At 58.6% G+C, this 16,645-nt stretch carries 17 protein-coding genes; 11 read left to right on the top strand and 6 right to left on the bottom strand.

The genetic code is table 11. From position 1 onward, the window contains the following. The 3 genes from H6B10_RS05380 to H6B10_RS05390 all read right to left on the bottom strand — a co-directional run. Nucleotides 1-270: fibronectin type III domain-containing protein (locus H6B10_RS05380; protein ID WP_204650501.1), on the bottom strand; the 270-nt coding region annotated here is incomplete at its 3' end. Between the two features lie 119 nt (nt 271-389). Then, on the bottom strand, nt 390-962 hold the full coding sequence (locus H6B10_RS05385) for a DNA-3-methyladenine glycosylase I (RefSeq protein ID WP_204650503.1): 573 nt from the start codon (nt 960-962) through the stop codon (nt 390-392). 55 nt (nt 963-1,017) lie between these two features. Then, on the bottom strand, nt 1,018-2,022 hold the full coding sequence (locus H6B10_RS05390; RefSeq protein WP_204650505.1) for a nucleoid-associated protein: 1,005 nt from the start codon (nt 2,020-2,022) through the stop codon (nt 1,018-1,020). A 169-nt stretch (nt 2,023-2,191) separates the two neighbouring features. Here H6B10_RS05390 and H6B10_RS05395 point away from each other — a divergent pair, with 169 nt between their 5' ends. Beyond that, nucleotides 2,192-2,407 carry a hypothetical protein gene (locus H6B10_RS05395; RefSeq protein ID WP_204650507.1) on the top strand — a complete coding sequence of 72 codons (216 nt, stop codon included), beginning with the start codon at nt 2,192-2,194 and terminating at the stop codon, nt 2,405-2,407. A gap of 40 nt (nt 2,408-2,447) precedes the next feature. On the opposite strand, the gene H6B10_RS05400 is transcribed toward H6B10_RS05395, so the two are convergent. After that, the gene (locus H6B10_RS05400) at nt 2,448-2,840 is read right to left on the bottom strand and encodes a thioesterase family protein (protein ID WP_204650509.1); all 393 of its coding nucleotides are present in this window, start codon (nt 2,838-2,840) and stop codon (nt 2,448-2,450) included. A 200-nt stretch (nt 2,841-3,040) separates the two neighbouring features. Here H6B10_RS05400 and H6B10_RS05405 point away from each other — a divergent pair, with 200 nt between their 5' ends. From H6B10_RS05405 to H6B10_RS05425, 5 genes are all read left to right on the top strand, one after another. Then, the gene (locus H6B10_RS05405; RefSeq protein WP_204650511.1) at nt 3,041-4,372 is read left to right on the top strand and encodes a uracil-xanthine permease family protein; all 1,332 of its coding nucleotides are present in this window, start codon (nt 3,041-3,043) and stop codon (nt 4,370-4,372) included. Nucleotides 4,373-4,402: 30 nt separating this feature from the next. Then, entirely contained in the window at nt 4,403-4,753 is a 351-nt protein-coding gene (locus H6B10_RS05410) for a hypothetical protein (protein ID WP_204650513.1), read from the top strand. 152 nt (nt 4,754-4,905) lie between these two features. Beyond that, nucleotides 4,906-5,268, top strand: coding sequence for an ArsR/SmtB family transcription factor (locus H6B10_RS05415; protein WP_243427267.1), 363 nt, complete (start codon nt 4,906-4,908; stop codon nt 5,266-5,268). Between the two features lie 27 nt (nt 5,269-5,295). Further along, a complete protein-coding gene (locus H6B10_RS05420; RefSeq protein WP_204650514.1) occupies nt 5,296-5,511 on the top strand; it encodes a cation transporter in 216 nt (71 codons plus the stop codon). A gap of 39 nt (nt 5,512-5,550) precedes the next feature. Then, the gene (locus H6B10_RS05425; RefSeq protein ID WP_204650517.1) at nt 5,551-7,416 is read left to right on the top strand and encodes a heavy metal translocating P-type ATPase; all 1,866 of its coding nucleotides are present in this window, start codon (nt 5,551-5,553) and stop codon (nt 7,414-7,416) included. Nucleotides 7,417-7,465: 49 nt separating this feature from the next. Here H6B10_RS05425 and H6B10_RS05430 read toward each other — a convergent pair whose 3' ends face one another. Both H6B10_RS05430 and H6B10_RS05435 read right to left on the bottom strand, forming a co-directional pair. Then, the gene (locus tag H6B10_RS05430; RefSeq protein WP_204650519.1) at nt 7,466-8,194 is read right to left on the bottom strand and encodes a M23 family metallopeptidase; all 729 of its coding nucleotides are present in this window, start codon (nt 8,192-8,194) and stop codon (nt 7,466-7,468) included. Nucleotides 8,195-8,278: 84 nt separating this feature from the next. Then, nucleotides 8,279-9,259 (bottom strand): Gfo/Idh/MocA family protein, encoded by a 981-nt coding sequence (locus H6B10_RS05435; RefSeq protein ID WP_204650521.1) that lies wholly within the window; start codon nt 9,257-9,259, stop codon nt 8,279-8,281. Between the two features lie 182 nt (nt 9,260-9,441). Here H6B10_RS05435 and H6B10_RS05440 point away from each other — a divergent pair, with 182 nt between their 5' ends. The 5 genes from H6B10_RS05440 to H6B10_RS05460 form a co-directional block, all read left to right on the top strand. Further along, nucleotides 9,442-11,055 carry a peptide chain release factor 3 gene (locus H6B10_RS05440; protein WP_204650522.1) on the top strand — a complete coding sequence of 538 codons (1,614 nt, stop codon included), beginning with the start codon at nt 9,442-9,444 and terminating at the stop codon, nt 11,053-11,055. A 37-nt stretch (nt 11,056-11,092) separates the two neighbouring features. Continuing rightward, on the top strand, nt 11,093-11,977 hold the full coding sequence (locus H6B10_RS05445) for a YitT family protein (protein ID WP_204650523.1): 885 nt from the start codon (nt 11,093-11,095) through the stop codon (nt 11,975-11,977). A 134-nt stretch (nt 11,978-12,111) separates the two neighbouring features. Continuing rightward, on the top strand, nt 12,112-13,500 hold the full coding sequence (locus H6B10_RS05450) for a radical SAM protein (protein ID WP_204650524.1): 1,389 nt from the start codon (nt 12,112-12,114) through the stop codon (nt 13,498-13,500). Continuing rightward, entirely contained in the window at nt 13,497-14,660 is a 1,164-nt protein-coding gene (locus H6B10_RS05455; protein ID WP_204650527.1) for a hypothetical protein, read from the top strand. The genes H6B10_RS05450 and H6B10_RS05455 overlap by 4 nt, the downstream gene beginning before the upstream one ends. Continuing rightward, a partial coding sequence (locus H6B10_RS05460; RefSeq protein WP_204650525.1) for an AAA family ATPase occupies nt 14,650-16,645 on the top strand: 1,996 nt, incomplete at its 3' end. The genes H6B10_RS05455 and H6B10_RS05460, both read left to right, overlap by 11 nt.

The raw sequence follows: 16,645 nt of genomic DNA on the forward strand, positions 1-16,645 counted from the left end.
GGGCGCTTCAGTCACGTTGATACGCTGTTTTTCGGCACCAGTGCGCAGCATACAGGCACCCACGGGCTGGTTGTCAAAGACCACATCCACACGGTACTCCGTCTGGGGTTCCAGATTTTCCAGCGTATAGTGGGTACGGTCGGCCGTGCCCACCGGTTCGTTGTTCAAATAAACGGTATATTCTGCCTGCGCGCCGGCTGCGGCAGGTTTATCCCAATACAGCACGGCGTGGTGTGCCGTGCAACGGGCAAACAGATGACTTTCAAACATTTGGCATTCCCCTTCGTTGTCAGTCCGTTGCTTTTTTCAATTCTGCATACAAAAATATTGTACCACACAATTTCCTGTGCGGAAAGACGGAAAAATCGCCAACATTTATATGGTTCGCTTCACGGATTTTGGCTGGACGGTTCCTGTAAAAAGCAGCCCGGCTCATGGCTCCACAGCACGCCCACCGCCTGCAGATAGGCATACACGATCGTCGAACCCACAAATTTCATGCCGCGCTTTTGGAGATCCGCCGAAATCGCATCCGAAAGGGGCGATGTTGCCCGGCCGGTCTCACAGATGGTCCGGCCATCGGTCCAGTGCCAGAGATAGGCATCAAAACTGCCGTATTCTTCACGGATAGCCGCAAACACCCGGGCATTGCCCACCGCCGCCGCAATCTTGCGCCGGTTGCGGATGATGCCCGGATCTTGGGCCAGGGCTGCACATTTTTCCGCTTCATAGACCGCCACTTTTTCCCAGTCAAAGTCATCGAAAGCCTGCCGGAATGCTTCCCTTTTATTGAGCACACACTCCCAGGAAAGCCCTGCCTGGAATCCTTCCAGGATCAACATTTCAAAAAGCTTGCGGTCCTCATGTACCGGTACGCCCCATTCATGATCGTGATAGGCCAGATACCGGGGATTGTCGGGATTCGCCCAACGGCAGCGGGTATGTCCGTCCTTCCATTCCATGGCAGACTCCTTTCCCAATACAAAACCGCCCGCCGGCATGGGCGGGCGGTACAGATTACACCAGTACGTCTTTGATCAGCAGGCTCAATCCGCCGGTTGCCGAATGAATAAACTCAACGGCATCGTCGGAATTGCACAGCTCGGCAGGGATTTTGATTTCGATGCCGGATTCTGTTTTGAAGCTGCGGCTTTCCAGCTTTTTGATTCGTGCGGGACTCACCGTCACCCGGTCATTTTCCAGCACGCCGGTCTCGGCCAGGGCGGCTTCAAATTTCGGGGCGGCCAGCGGATAACTTTCCCGCATACGGGTGCGCACATCTTCCACCGAGATGGTGTTGTCCACCGCCTGGTTGCGGACCATCAGTTCCACAGCGGTCTCAGTACCGCCGTCAAAGGGCGGCACATCGTCCAGTTCCTCCGGTTCGGGATACGCTTCTTTCACAGCCGCCACCGCCGTTTCGCAGACGGCCTTCAGCTTGGCTTTTTCCTGCATGGCTTCGGTACAGCCAAACACCCGGGTGGAGAGATAGAAATCTTTCTTTTCGTCCAGGTTGAACTTTTTCTCGATCAACCGCACAGTGCCGTTGGCCCGGTCGATCAGCGCCGCTTCGTCGGCCTTGGGGGTGCCGGGCAGCAGGGTACGCTGGGGCACCATGCTGCTGAACCGGCCGTTGCCCATGGTTTCGGTATGATGGGTGTAACCGGGGCGGTAGTTCAGTTTGAGCACGCCGTAGTAGGGCACACCATCCCCGGCGAACTCCACCACCGCCAGGTCACCGGCGGGAATGGCAGGGTACTGCAGCATCTGTTCAAAAATGACACCGGCAATCCGGCGGGACAGATCCACAAAATCCTGATTCTGGGCCATTTCCTGCGCAAAGGCGGAATCCGGCAGGAACCGGCAGTTCTTCACCTCGTCGCTGACAAAGGCTTTTTCCAGAATGGCGGAAAAATATTCGTACAGGTCTGCGTCCACGTCCATGGGGCGGTCGGAGAGAAGCGGTTCCGACGCCCCGGGGTCCAGAAGATGCAGAATGACCTGATTGATCTTGACTTCCATGGTTGGCAAAGCTCCTTTGGAATAAAATGGTAGCGCGGCCGGTTGCCAAAGCGGCAAGGCCCGCATAAAAAACATATAACAACCGCAACCTGCGGGTATTATACCACAATTTGGCTGGATTGGGTAGCGCCCCGGCGGGGCAAGCTAGGCAGGAAGGGAGGGAGCCCGCGTGAACGAACCGTTGACCCCAAACGAAAAAGAAAATCTTCTGGAGCATACCGTCCCCTGCCGCCAGAAGCAGGCCAAAGCCTACCTGCGCGGCCAGGTACCCGGCGTTATGCAGCACTATGCCCCTGACGCCACCGCCGACCCGGAACAGGGCTGGGTGGAAAGTGATGAAACCGTGCACCGCCTGGCCCACTGGCGGGAGGACAGTCCCTACTGACCCGAAAGGACGGCCCCGCAGTAAAGCGGGGCCGTCCCGTTTATTCCGCTGTCAGTTTGGCCGATGCTTTCTGTGTAAAGCGGTCGTTATCCACAATGTAGCGCTCATGAGTGGCATGGGCCACCTGGCTTACATCATCATACACCCGCGCCGTAAAAGTCAGCCTGCGGTCTTCCACCGCCGTTAGCTCGCAGTCACAGTGCACCACCATGCCAATGGGGGTAGGTGCCGTATGCGCCAGCGAAAGGCTGGTCCCCACGGTCCCGGTCCCCATATCCAGTTCCTGTGCCACGGACTTCCAGCAGGCTTTTTCGATCAAGGCCGCCACGGCCGGGGTAGCCAGCACCGGCAGTTCTCCGCTGCCCAGTGCCTCGGCGGTGTTCTCGGTGGTAACGCGCAGGGCCGCGTGCCCTTTGATCCCCGGTTCCAACATCTGTAAACGCCCCTTTAGTTGCTTTTTTCTAATAAAGTATTATACCTGTCCCCTTTTGGATTTGCAAGCCGCTGTGTTTTTTCTGCACAGCCTTGCGTTTTGGCAGCAAACCCGGTATACTGGGAACCGTAAACAGGGAAGCGGCGTTTGTGTCAGCTTCCTTTTTTGCGGCAGGACAATTGAATTACAGGAGGACGATCATGAGCGAAAAAACGATTGATTATTCCAAGGGCATTTACAATGCCCGCGAACTGGGCACACCCAAACTGTTGATTCTGGGCGCACAGCACATGTTCGCAATGTTCGGCGCTACCGTGCTGGTACCGCTGCTGACCGGCCTGAGCGTGAGCACCACGCTGTTGTGTGCCGGCCTGGGCACCTTGCTGTTCCACTTTTTGTGCAAGGGTAAGGTTCCCGCATTCCTGGGTTCCAGCTTTGCTTACCTGGGCGGCTTTACCATTGTGACCAATGGCGGCGCCAACCCGGAGAACCTGCCCTATGCCTGCGCGGCCGTGGCCTTCTCCGGTCTGGTATACGTACTGTTCAGCTTCCTCATCTCGGCATTCGGTATCCGCCGCATGATGAAGTTCTTCCCCCCGGTGGTCACCGGCCCCATCATTATCTCCATCGGCCTGATTCTGGCCCCCAGCGCCATCAGCAACTGCCAGAGCAACTGGCTGCTGGCTTTCGTAGCCCTGGCCACCGTTATCATCTGCAACATCTGGGGCAAGGGCATGATCAAGATCCTGCCCATCCTCATCGGTGTTCTGGTTTCCTACGCGGTGGCCCTGGTCACCGGCGCCGTGGATTTTGCGGCCATCGGCGCAGCCAGCTGGTTCGGCGTACCGCTGCATAAGGCCGAAATGGGCCTGTTTGCCATCGACGGCAGCGAGACTTTCATCAGCGCCCTGTTCACCATTGTCCCCATCGCGCTTGCCACCATGATGGAACACATCGGCGACGTGGCAGCCATCAGCGCCACCACCGGCAAGAACTACATCCGTGACCCGGGCCTGAACCGCACCCTGCTGGGCGACGGCCTGGCCACCACCATGGCCGGTCTGCTGGGCGGCCCCGCCAACACCACCTACGGCGAAAACACCGGCGTGCTGGCTCTGACCAAGATCTACGATCCGCTGGTCATCCGGATTGCAGCCGTTTTTGCCATGATCCTGAGCTTCTGCCCCAAGTTTGAGGCCATCATCAACACCATTCCCTCCGGCATCGTGGGCGGTATCAGCTTTGTGCTGTACGGCATGATCTCCGCCATCGGTGTGCGCAACGTGGTCGAGAACAAGGTGGACTTCACCAACTCCCGCAATCTCATCATCGCCGCCGTCATCCTGGTCTGCGCCCTGGGCTTCAACTCGGTGGGCGGCATCACCTTTGCCGTCGCCGGTCTGACCATCAACCTGTCCGGTCTGGCCATTGCCGCCATCGCGGGCATTCTGCTGAACGCCATTCTGCCCGGCAATGACTATGAATTCGACGAGGGCACCAACGACGGCGAAGGCGCCAGCCTGCGCGTCTGATTCCAACACTTTTACAAGGAGGACCGGCCCATGACTGCCGCGGATTTTACCAACCTGCATCTGCAGTACAAATCGGAACAGGCCGAGGGAGAAGTCCCTGCCACCATCGAGCACGACTTTGACGCCGGGCGCATGGTGGACCACTATTATGTAACTCCCTCCCCCGCCTTTTGGGCAGACGAAGGAGTTCAGGGGTTGGGCAGTGTTTCCGGTATTCTGTTCCTGCAGCAGCCGGACGGTGCCCCCTGGAAAATTCTGGTGCACGAACCGACCATGATCCGGGAAGTGATTTTTGAAATGCCGGATGAGGAATTCCGCAAAATGCTGCAGGCCAGCGGCGTGATTCTGCCCGGCGAACCTGGATTTGTGCCGCCCCAGTAACCTGACGACCCCGCCGGGCCGATGTAAAAGCGAAATTTTTATCCCTGCAACGATCCCCGCAGCAATGCGGGGATTTTTTGTTTTTTTCTCTTGACAGGTGAGTGCATCAGGTGTATCATATGAACAAATAATCATATGAAAGGATGTTCTTCATGGCGCAACCCGAAATTCCCTTGAGCGTTGACGGGCAGTTGCTGGACGAACAGACCCTGCAAAAGCTGCAGGATGATTTGCCCAACGACGAAGTGCTCTATGATCTGGCGGAACTGTTCCGCGTATTCGGCGATACTACCCGGATCAAGATTCTGTACGCACTGTTTGAGAGCGAACTCTGCGTCAACGACATTGCCCAAGTGGTGGGTTTGTCCCAGAGTGCGGTCAGCCACCAGCTGCGGCTGCTGAAAGCCAGCAAGCTGGTAAAGTTCCGGCGCGAGGGCAAAGCAATGTATTACTCCTTGGACGACGACCATGTGCGCAGTATGATCGCACTGGGTATGGAACACGTAGAAGAATAATTTTATTTTGAAGCGAGGGTGTTTGTTATGCAGAAGAAATTCAAAATTGAAGTGGATTGCGCCAACTGTGCCGCCAAGATCGAAACCGCCGTCAAGGCACTGCCCGGCGTGAACCGGGCCAGCGTTAGCTTTATGACCCAGAAAATGCTGCTGGATGCCGACGATGCACGCTTTGACGAGATTTTGCAGCAGGCTGTACGCACCGCCAAGAAGATCGAACCGGATTTTGAGATCGAGCTGTAACACAGCGCGGATTTTTCTGCCGGACGGAGGAATCTTTTCATGACAAAAAAGCAGAAAAAGATGCTGCGGCGCATCCTTTTGGCCGCGGCACTGACTTTGTGCGCCGTTTTGGTGCTGCAGTTTGTTGCCCTGCCCTGGTACGGGCAGCTGATTTTGTGGCTGATTCCCTACCTGGTCATCGGCTATGATGTGCTGCGCAAGGCCTTGCTGGGTATCAAGAACGGCGAAGTATTTGACGAAAACTTCCTGATGGCGGTGGCCACCGTGGGCGCTATGGGCTGCGGGGAATACGCCGAGGGCGTGGCTGTTATGCTGTTTTACCAGGTGGGCGAACTGTTCCAAAGTTACGCGGTGGGCAAAAGCCGCCGCAGCATCAGCGAACTGATGGACATCCGGCCCGACAGCGCCAATCTGGAGCAGCCTGACGGAAGCCTGGAAGTGGTAGACCCCGACGAAGTAACCGTCGGTTCGGTCATCGTGGTGCGGCCGGGCGAAAAAATCCCTATCGACGGCAAAGTGCTGAGCGGCGAAAGCACCCTGAATACCGCGGCCCTGACAGGCGAAAGCCGTCCCCGCAGCGTACGTCCCGGGGATGAAGTGATCAGCGGCTGCGTCAACGAGGACGGCCTGCTGCGCATTGCTACCACCCGGCTGTACGGCGAATCCACCGTGGCCAAGATTCTGGACCTGGTGGAAAATTCCAGCCTGAAAAAGGCCAAAGTGGAAAACTTCATCACCAAATTTGCTCATTGGTACACGCCGACCGTCTGTCTGGCAGCTCTGGTTCTGGCCGTGCTGCCGCCCCTGATCCTGGGCGGCGGATGGACCGTCTGGGTGCTGCGCGCTCTGACCTTCCTGGTCATCAGCTGCCCCTGTGCGCTGGTCATCTCCATTCCGCTGACTTTCTTCGGCGGCATTGGCGGGGCCTCCCGCTGCGGTATTCTGGTAAAGGGCGGCAACTATCTGGAAGCCCTGGCCCATACCGGTGTGGCAGCTTTTGACAAAACCGGCACTCTGACGCGGGGCGTCTTTGAAGTAACCCGGGTTTCCCCTGCCGAAGGAACCAGCCGGGAGGACCTGCTGGAAACCGCCGCCCTGGCGGAACGTTTTTCCAGCCATCCCATCAGCAAAAGCCTGCGGGAAGCCTGCCCCGATATCGATACCCGCCGCGCCGCCGATGCCCAGGAGATTGCCGGGCAGGGTGTGCGCACCCTGGTGGACGACCGGGTGGTACTGGCAGGCAACGCCCGCCTGATGGATGCCAACCACATCGCCTACACTCCGGACGACGGAGCCGGCAGCATCGTCTATGTCGCCCGGGACGGTCAGTTCCTGGGCTCCCTGCTGATTTCCGACGAGGAGAAACCCACCGCCGCTGCCGCCATGAAAGATCTGCGGCAGCAGGGTGTACGTACCGTCATGCTTACCGGTGACAGCCCCACCGTAGCCGACAAAGTAGCCAAGGAACTGGGCATTGACGAAGTACACGCCGGCCTGCTGCCTGCCGACAAAGTGCAGCAGGTGGAAACGCTGCTTACCCAGAAACCCGCCGATAAAATGCTGGTATTTGCAGGGGACGGCATCAATGATGCACCCGTGCTGATGCGTGCAGACATCGGCATTGCCATGGGCGCCCTGGGCAGCGACGCCGCCATTGAAGCCGCCGACGTGGTGCTGATGGACGATGACCCGGCCAAGATCGGTCTTGCCATGCGCATTGCCCGCAAATGCATGGCCATTGTGTACCAGAACATTGTATTTGCACTGGGCGTCAAGTTCCTCTGCCTGCTCCTGAGTGCTGTGGGCGTGGCCAACATGTGGTGGGCCGTTTTCGCCGATGTAGGCGTCATGGTGCTGGCGGTGCTGAACGCCACCCGTATGCTGAATGTAAAATCTTACCGATAATGATAAAAGCCCCTTCCGCGGATAAAGCGGAAGGGGCTTTTTGTTTCGGTTACTTCAGGCTTTCGGGGTCCTGGTAGGCATTTTCTTTCAGACATTCCAGGTGGATATGGGCTTCTGTCTTGCTTTCGGCCGGAAGCTGCCCCACCTTGCCCAAGGTGGTGGCGGCAGTCACACCTTCCCCGGGCTGCACGGCAGGTTCCGTCAGCCCGCAATACCGCCAGAGCACCTCGTTTTCATCGGTGATTTCCACCACCGTGCCCCACAGGGCATCTTCGGTGACCGCCGTAACGGTACCACCGACCGCAGGGGTCACCTCCGAACCAGCTTTGGCAGCATAGTCGGCACCGTTATGGGTGCGCCAGTCCCCCATGGTTTCGTTATACACCAGTTCTTCACCACTGAAAGCGGTCAGCGGTTCCTGCTGCCAGAAGGCAGAAGAGGCGGCAGGCTGCGCGGACGGCGCGGCAGCGGCGCCAGGTTTGGCCGATGCAGCGGCAGACTCCGACTGCGCCCCAGATGACGAGGAGGAAGCAGACGGCGTTTGCGAGGGTGCGGCTGTAGGTTCCGGCACATCGGTAGCCGGTTTGTTTACGGTAGTATCGGGCTGCGTCCATGTGCTGTCCTCCTGCAACGCATCTTTGCGGAGCTGTGTCAGCTCCGACATGTTGTTCACGACGCTGCGCAGCGCCAGTATGCCTGCCGCCGTAGCGGCAAACACCAGCGCCAGACAGAACAGGTAAAGGCCCTTCTCCTTGAAAAATGATTTGATGTGGTTCATCGTTCCCCGTCCTTTACGGCAAATTTTGTGTATGCCTCTAGTGTGGGACGCAGGAAAGAAATTTATACATACCGGCGGATGAAATCACCCATTATGCAGCGTATCCAGCAGGTCCATGACCGCCAGGGTGCGGGCACGGGCTGCCTGTTCGGCTGCGGTATCCCCTTCCCGGATGATGCGGGCAAACTCCGCAAACTCGTATGCCATCCGGTGGCGGTTCGTTTGCGGGCCATCGGTCCGGGTACCGCCGCCGCGCACGCCGCCCGCCACGCTGTACACAACGGGCAGCGCGTTGGTGCCGCCTTCCACTACCAGGCGCCCGCCGGGACCTTGCAGCACCATGCCGTTGATGCCTTCGCTGTCTTTGGCCGCCAGCGCCGCCGCGGTAACATCCCCGTAATCCAGCAGCACCGTGCCGGCGGTGTCGATGCCGTTTTCCGCGCGGCTGGGGCGGTATTCCGCCCGCTTGGGCACCCCCAGCAGGCCCGTCAGCAGGTGCAGATTATACACGTTCATATCATTGAGCGCACCGCCCTGACAGGCCGGGTCAAAGGTGGTATTCCAGATTCCCTGCAGGAAATCATCATACCGGCGGCTGCGGGCACAGAAACTGGCCATGGCACCCCGCACCGGGCCGATTTTGGGCAGTTCCGCCTTCAAAAAGGCATACTGCGGCAGATAATACGTGGTAATGGCTTCCAGCAGCATGACGCCTTTTTCATCGGCCAGGGCGTAAAGTTCCCGGGCTTCGGCAGCCGTGCCGGTAAAGGGCTTTTCCAGAATGACGTGATACCCCGCCGCCAGCGCTCGTTTGGCGGCGCTGTAGTGCAGATGGTTGGCAGTGCCGATATACACCGCATCAAAACCGCCTGTCCGGTAGCAGGTTTCCTCGTCGGTATACACGGCGGGGATACCGTACCGTTGAGCCCAGTCACGGGCCTTTTCGCCGCTTTGCGGGCGGCAGCACAGCGCCTGTACCGAAATTTCCGGCATATCGGACAGATGCTGCAAAAACTCATCCACGATACGGCTGGTGGACAAAACAGCCAGTTGCAACGGTTGCATGAGCGTTCCTCCCTGTAAAAACAAGTGTTGGTTTGATTATACCACGCGAAATTTCCCGTTGCAATTCCACCCAAAACCATGTATGATAAGGTACGTTAGTATTGTAGAGGAGTGTGCCCCGATGTGACATTGCTTTATGGAACATCCGTCACATGTATGTAAAAGTTAAGGAGTCATCTTTCATGGCATCATTGCGCGAACAAATTGAAAGCCGGCGAACCTTTGCGATCATCTCGCACCCGGACGCCGGTAAAACCACCCTGACCGAAAAATTGCTGCTGTACGGGGGCGCCATTCAGACAGCCGGTTCTGTCAAAGGCAAGCAGAGCGCCAAACATGCGGTGTCCGACTGGATGGACATTGAAAAGCAGCGCGGTATTTCCGTCACTTCGTCGGTGCTGCAGTTCAACTACCAGGGCAAGTGCATCAACATTCTGGACACCCCCGGTCACCAGGACTTCAGTGAAGATACCTACCGCACCCTGATGGCCGCGGATTCCGCCGTCATGGTCATCGACGCCGCCAAGGGCGTGGAGGCGCAGACCATCAAACTGTTCAAAGTCTGCACGCTGCGCCACATTCCTATTTTCACCTTCATCAACAAGATGGACCGTGAAGCCCGCGATCCTTTTGAACTGATGGACAACATCGAAGAGATCCTGGGCATCAAGACCTATCCCATGAACTGGCCCATCGGCTGCGGCAAGGGATTCAAGGGCGTGTTTGACCGCGGTTCCCACCGGGTACTGGCCTTTGAGAGCGATGGCCGCGCCAACGGCGTGAAGATGGTGGACGAGATCGAAGCCGAACTGGGCGATTCCAAGCTGGACGAACTGATCGGTGCCGAAAACCACCAGAAACTGGCCGAGGATATTGAACTGCTGGACGGCGCTGCCGAAGAGTTCGACCTGGATGCGGTGCATCACGGCACCCTGTCGCCGGTGTTCTTCGGTTCCGCCCTGACCAACTTTGGTGTGGAACCCTTCCTGAAAGAGTTCCTGCGCCTGACCCCCACCCCGCTGCCCCGCAAGGATTCCCTGACCGGCGAAACAGTGGACCCCTGCAGCGAGAACTTCTCCGGCTTTGTGTTCAAGATCCAGGCCAACATGAACAAGAACCACCGGGACCGCATCGCCTTCCTGCGCATCTGTAGCGGCAAGTTCGAGCGCGGTATGGACGCCTTCCATGTGCAGGAAGGCAAAAACATCAAACTGGCCACCGGCACCAGCCTGATGGCCGATGACCGTGCCATCGTCAGCGAAGCCTACGCGGGCGATATCATCGGCCTGTTTGACCCGGGCATCTTCTCCATCGGCGATACCCTCTGTACCGGCAAGCCCCATGTGCAGTTTGCAGGCATCCCCACCTTTGCACCGGAACATTTTGCCCGTGTGACCCAGGTGGACACCATGAAGCGCAAACAGTTCGTCAAAGGCATGGAACAGATTGCCCAGGAGGGCGCCATTCAGATTTTCCGCGACCTGGGCTCCGGCATGGAGGAAGTCATTGTGGGCGTGGTGGGCGTACTGCAGCTGGAAGTGCTGGAATACCGCCTGAAAAACGAATACAACGTAGACATCCGGATGCAGCAGCTGCCCTACGAATACCTGCGCTGGATTCAGAATGATCCGGACGAGCTGGACCCCAAGCATCTGGACCTGACCAGCGACACCCGTCCCATCGAGGACCTGAAGGGCAACCACCTGCTGCTGTTCGGCAGTTCCTGGAGCATCAACTGGGCCGAGCAGCATAACGAAGGCCTGCAGCTTTCGGAGTTCGGCAACCTGACATTCTGACGGCTTGCGGCCTGTGTGAGGAAAAGGAAAATCGCCTATGTTGAATTTCTTGCGGAAACATGCCACCAAAAAAGAGCTGCTGGAGGACACCAAGTTTTTTGCACTGCTGAATGCAGGCCTGTTTGCCACCGCTTTGGGCATTGCCCTCTTCAAGACCCCCAACCACTTCGCTTTTGGCGGTACTTCGGGTTTATCCATTATTTTGTCCACCCTGTTCCCCAAATGGAACGTCGGCTTTTTTATGTGGATCGTCAATGCGGCTCTGGTCCTGTTGGGCTTTGCGTTTCTGGGGCTGCGTTCTATGGGGTGGACCATCTACTCTTCCTTTGCCCTGTCTTTTTTCGTCAGCCTTTGCGAAAAGATCTGGCCCCTGACCGCACCGCTGACCCATGATGTATTTCTGGAACTGTGCTACGCCGTGATTCTGCCCGCCGTGGGCAGCGCCATTGTTTTCAATATCGGCGCTTCCACCGGCGGCACCGACATCGTGGCCATGATCCTGCACAAATACACCAGCCTGGAGATCGGCCGTGCCCTGCTTATCAGCGATCTGGCCATTGTGCTGATCGGCGCTTACCTGTACGGACCGGCCACCGGCCTGTACTGCATCCTGGGTATGGTGCTCAAAACCACCGTGGTAGACAGCGCCATTGAAAGCATCAACCTGCGCAAAGTCTGCACCGTGGTCACCAGCAACCCCGGCCCGGTCCGTGATTTTATCGTAAAGGAACTGAACCGTTCCGCCACCGAAGAACGGGCCCAGGGTGCCTACACCCACGAAGAAAAGTGGGTACTGATGACGGTGCTGACCCGTGCCCAGGCACAGCATCTGCGCCGCTTTGTACGGCGCAACGATCCCCATGCCTTCATCACCATTGTCAACAGCAGCGAGATCGTGGGCAAAGGGTTCCGCTCCATCTGATTCTGCAATCTTACCCAAACAGCCTGCCGGATTTTCGGCGGGCTGCTTTTTTGTCTGCGGTTGTATTCGGTATCGGTTTATGGTATACTTTTCATAATTTAACCATTCTGTAATCTGCGGAGGAATTATCCCCGATGAAATATTTGACCTATGCGGAACACGCCTTTCTGCACGGGCATCTTTCCCGTGTGCGGCATGTCACTTTGGACCCGGACGGCCCCGGCGTTGTGCGCATTCATCTGATTCCCTGCCACAAGCCCGACCGCGACACCCCGTTTGTGGCCATCCTGAACGGGCAGGACATTCTGCCCCTGCAAATCAGCTGGGCCATCCTGCTGACCAACCTGATCGAGGCCTTGCAGCCCCACAGCGGCAAGGAAATGACTCCTGCCGAATGGTCCGCCGTAACGGCGCAGGCAGTGGCCGCCACCCACAAAATCTACCGCCGCACCCCGCCGCTGCAGATCGAGTCCGACCTGCAGCTGCTGCTGGATTGCCTGTGCGCCGTAGCACGGGGCCAAACCCCGCCGCTGCATGTTCAACCGCTGCATCTGGGCGACTATGCCCCTCGCATGAATGCCCCCCACCGCATGGACCTGATGATCAGTTCCATGATGAAGGACGGCACCTGGCACTGCAACCAGAAATGCCTGCACTGCTATGCAGCCAACCAGCCCCTGGGCGCTGCACCGGAGCTGGATACCGACCAATGGCTGGCGGTGATTGAAAAATGCCGCAGCGCGGGGATTCCCCAGCTGACCTTTACCGGCGGCGAACCCACCCTGCGCAATGACCTGATCAAACTGGTACAGGCGGCGCAATGGTTTGTCACGCGGCTGAACACCAACGGCCGCATGCTGACCAGCGCCATGTGCAAGGACCTGAAAAACGCCAGTCTGGACGCTGTTCAGATCACCTTCTATTCCGCCGACGCCGACGTGCATAACGCATTGGTGGGGGTGGACGGCTACACCGACACCCTGGGCGGCATCAAGAACGCCGTGGCCGCCGGGCTGAATGTGAGCATCAATACCCCCCTGTGCAGTCTGAACCGGGATTACCTGGCCACCGTACAGCTGGCGGAATCCCTGGGCGTACGGTATTTGACCTGCAGTGGTCTGATCCCTGCCGGCAACGCCGTTACCGAAGCCAGCCGCGCCGAGCGTCTTTCCCCGGAGGAACTGGTGGCCGTATTGCGCCCCGCTATGGAATACGCAGCCGCCCACGGGTTGGAGATCAACTTTACCAGTCCCGGCTGGCTGCCCGAAGAAACTTTGCGGGAACTGGGCTTTACCCAGATCCCCAGCTGCGGCGCCTGCCTTTCCAACATGGCGGTCGGCCCCGACGGGACCGTGCTGCCCTGCCAGAGCTGGCTGTCGGGACCGGGGCTTGGCAATCTGCTGCGTACCCCCTGGCATCGTATCTGGAACAGCGCGGAATGCCGCTCCATCCGCAACACCAGCGCTGCCATGGAACGGCGCTGCCAACTGGGCGAAACACCCATGCAGGAGGGCTGTCAATGATGCGTTCACGGAATTTACGCCGCGCCGTTTTGTGGCTGGCTGCCTTGCTGGGCTGTGTGCTGACGGCATTATCTGTCTGCGCTGCCGATAATGAGCTGGCCCCTTACGCCGAAGAAGGCGATATGGATTACATCCGCAGTTATGTGGTAACAGTGGATCTGCGGGAGGACGGTTCCGCCGATATCACCTACGACATTGACTGGCAGGTTCTGGCCGGAGATGCCACGGAATATCTTTCCTGGGTCAAGATCGGATTGGCCAACTCCCATGTGGATGAACTCACCCCGCTGACCGACACCATCGCCGACCTGCAATATTCTGACGATGGCGGCAGCTATGCCAAAGTGGTGCTGGCACACCGCTACTATTCTCCCGCTGTGGCCGCCCAGAACGGCGGTTCCAGTGACGTGCGGTTTGCTTTCTCGGTGCATCAGAGCCATCTGTTCACCCGCAACGACGACGGCACCGCTAACTTTACCTTCACCCCCGGCTGGTTCGACGACCTGAGCGTGGGCAACATGCAGATCCGCTGGAAGAATGCCGAGGGATTTGTAGCAGATAATACCGGTGTGGATGGGGACTATCTGACCTGGGATTTCGGTCCGCTGACCCACGGCCAGGCCGCCAAGGTCCATGTGACGGTGCCCATCACCTACTCCGGAGGGTACGCTGCCGACGCAGAGATGACGGCTGAGGATTACGGCGCCCCACAGAAAGATTACAGCGATCTGTTCGTCAACGTCTTTATGGTGCTGTTTTTCACGGTTGTGCTTCTGCTGGTCTTCTGGAAAAACCTCTTTGGCCGTTCCCCTGCCTGGGGCGGCGGTTTTGGCGGCGGCATTGACCCCGCCGACTGGTTCTGGTACACCAACGGGGTCCATACCATCCGCCGGGCACGTACCGCCCCGCCTCCTGCGGGGTATCGGCGCACCGACCCGCCCAAGAATTTCCAGCCGGGCGGCGGTTCCAGCCGTGGCGGCGGCGTAGGTCGCCGCAACAACGGGGGCGGCAACCATCACATTGGCTGTGCCTGTGCTTGTGCATCCAGCTGCGCCTGTGCCTGCGCTTGTGCGGGCGGCGGACGCGCGGGATGCAGCGTCAAGGATTTTTACACCGTAAAGATGCCGCAATCCAACACGGAGGAGTCCCATGAGTCTTGAAGATCAATATGATGCCTGGGTCCGCGGCCTGATGGGCGGTAGCTCCTATGCAGCCGGTGCCAGACAGGTGGAACAGGCCAACGATGCCGTGCAGGAAATGCAGGCACAGCTGGAAGCCCTGACCGCTGCCCAGAACCGGCAAAAAAAGGCTTCGTCCGCTCTGGACGCCGTACAGAAAGCCGGTGCCAGCACAGCCGAACACGTGCGCAAAATGAGCAGCGAACTGACCCAATCCCTCAAACAGGATGGTCTGTTGGGGGGCACGGTGGCAGCGCCTACGCCCCGCCCCACCCCGGCGGCACATGCAGACTTTTCCGGCGTTGCGGAAAAAGTCAAAACCCGCGTGTTGGGGCAGGACGCTTTTGTATCTGCCGTTGTCAAAGCTTTCCGCCGTCCCTTTGTATTGGGCACCGCGGCGGATACCCTCCACGCCAGAAACATGATGCTGCTTTGCGGCCCGGAGGGCAGCGGCCGTCACTACACCCTGACCTGTGTGGCCGAAGAACTGGCTGCCCGCGGCATCCTGCACAGCACCGAGATTGAAACGCTGGATCTTTCGCTCTACCCCGGCCCCGCCCAGGAAAAACTGTTTTTGCAGGACCTGTATGCGGCGCTGCAATCCCCTGCGGAAATCCTGGCCTTTGACCACTATGAAGGCTGCTCTTCCAGTTACCTGAACATGTTGGCCACACTGGCCATCGACGGCAAGCTGGCCTTGTCCAACCGTTATGTGCTGCAGCGCGGAATTCTGGTGGACGTAGGCACTGCGCTGGCTCCCGGCGCCATTGGCGAACTGCAGGCGGGCGGCAAGTATTTTGTATTCTTCTCTCACAAAGGGGAGGATGCTCTGGCCGAAACCTTTGGCGCCCGCTTCGTGGATGCCATTGCCGGGGATATCTGCCGAACCCAGCCCTTTACCCCCGATGCCCTGTGTGCAGTGGCTGCCCGCGAACTGAACGATCTGGCCCAGCGGGTACGCAAGCAGTGCGGTCTGGCCCTGACCATGGGGGCCGACGTCCGGGATCTGCTGGCTGGGCAGTACGGCAAAACCAGCGGCATGCAGGCCATGCAGGATTTCTGCGATACCGTCTGCCGTGCCGTGGCAGAATATGTGCTGAACACCGACCAGCCGCTGGCGGACGGCACCCCCGCACAGCTTACCGTGGAACAAAACCGCCTGATGATGGCGGTTGCCTCCGGTGCGCCCTTTGATCTGCTGGCTTTGCTGCCCCAGCAGTACCGCGGCGATGTGGAAGCGGTAGAGACAGAGCTTTCTGCCATTGTGGGCCTGAACACCGTGAAAGAGTATGTGCGGGATATCGCCCAGAACGTACAGGCCCAGCAGCGCCGCAAGGCGCAGGGGCTGCCCACAGCGGACGTAAGCATGCACATGATTTTTACCGGCAATCCCGGTACCGGCAAAACCACCATTGCCCGCATCCTGGCCAAGTACCTGAAGGCCATCGGCGCTTTGCGCGGTGGCCAGCTGGTGGAAGTTTCCCGCGCTGACCTGGTGGGCCGCTACGTAGGCCATACGGCGCCGCTGACCAACGCCGTGATTCAAAGCGCATTGGGCGGCGTGTTGTTTATTGACGAAGCGTACAGCCTTTACCACGGCGCAGAGGACAGTTTCGGTCTGGAAGCCATCGATACCCTGGTAAAAGGCATTGAAGATCACCGCAACGATCTGGTGGTGATTCTGGCCGGCTACACACGGGAAATGCAGCAGTTTTTGGGCGCCAACTCCGGGTTGGCCAGCCGCTTTCCCAACCAGATCGAATTCCCGGATTACAGCGGTGAGGAACTGTACCGCATCACCCTTTCCCTGGCCAAAAGCAAGGGGTATCTTCTGGACGAAAGCTGCCGCATGCCCCTGACCACCTGGTTTGACCGGAAACAGGCTGAGAATGCCGCCACCAACGGCAACGGACGCATGGCCCGCAACACCCTGGAAAAGGCCATTCTGAACCAGTCCAAACGCCTGA

Origin of the sequence: Gemmiger formicilis (assembly GCF_016901605.1) — a bacterium.
GTDB lineage: Bacteria > Bacillota > Clostridia > Oscillospirales > Ruminococcaceae > Gemmiger > Gemmiger formicilis_B.

Excerpts from the sequence above, each read along its gene's own strand:
- H6B10_RS05385 (WP_204650503.1), bottom strand. The coding sequence starts at position 962 with ATGGAATGGAAGGACGGACATACCCGCTGCCGTTGGGCGAATCCCGAC.
- H6B10_RS05390 (WP_204650505.1), bottom strand. The coding sequence starts at position 2,022 with ATGGAAGTCAAGATCAATCAGGTCATTCTGCATCTTCTGGACCCCGGG.
- H6B10_RS05400 (WP_204650509.1), bottom strand. The coding sequence starts at position 2,840 with ATGTTGGAACCGGGGATCAAAGGGCACGCGGCCCTGCGCGTTACCACC.
- H6B10_RS05405 (WP_204650511.1), top strand. The coding sequence starts at position 3,041 with ATGAGCGAAAAAACGATTGATTATTCCAAGGGCATTTACAATGCCCGC.
- H6B10_RS05410 (WP_204650513.1), top strand. The coding sequence starts at position 4,403 with ATGACTGCCGCGGATTTTACCAACCTGCATCTGCAGTACAAATCGGAA.
- H6B10_RS05415 (WP_243427267.1), top strand. The coding sequence starts at position 4,906 with ATGGCGCAACCCGAAATTCCCTTGAGCGTTGACGGGCAGTTGCTGGAC.
- H6B10_RS05420 (WP_204650514.1), top strand. The coding sequence starts at position 5,296 with ATGCAGAAGAAATTCAAAATTGAAGTGGATTGCGCCAACTGTGCCGCC.
- H6B10_RS05425 (WP_204650517.1), top strand. The coding sequence starts at position 5,551 with ATGACAAAAAAGCAGAAAAAGATGCTGCGGCGCATCCTTTTGGCCGCG.
- H6B10_RS05430 (WP_204650519.1), bottom strand. The coding sequence starts at position 8,194 with ATGAACCACATCAAATCATTTTTCAAGGAGAAGGGCCTTTACCTGTTC.
- H6B10_RS05435 (WP_204650521.1), bottom strand. The coding sequence starts at position 9,259 with ATGCAACCGTTGCAACTGGCTGTTTTGTCCACCAGCCGTATCGTGGAT.
- H6B10_RS05440 (WP_204650522.1), top strand. The coding sequence starts at position 9,442 with ATGGCATCATTGCGCGAACAAATTGAAAGCCGGCGAACCTTTGCGATC.
- H6B10_RS05445 (WP_204650523.1), top strand. The coding sequence starts at position 11,093 with ATGTTGAATTTCTTGCGGAAACATGCCACCAAAAAAGAGCTGCTGGAG.
- H6B10_RS05450 (WP_204650524.1), top strand. The coding sequence starts at position 12,112 with ATGAAATATTTGACCTATGCGGAACACGCCTTTCTGCACGGGCATCTT.
- H6B10_RS05455 (WP_204650527.1), top strand. The coding sequence starts at position 13,497 with ATGATGCGTTCACGGAATTTACGCCGCGCCGTTTTGTGGCTGGCTGCC.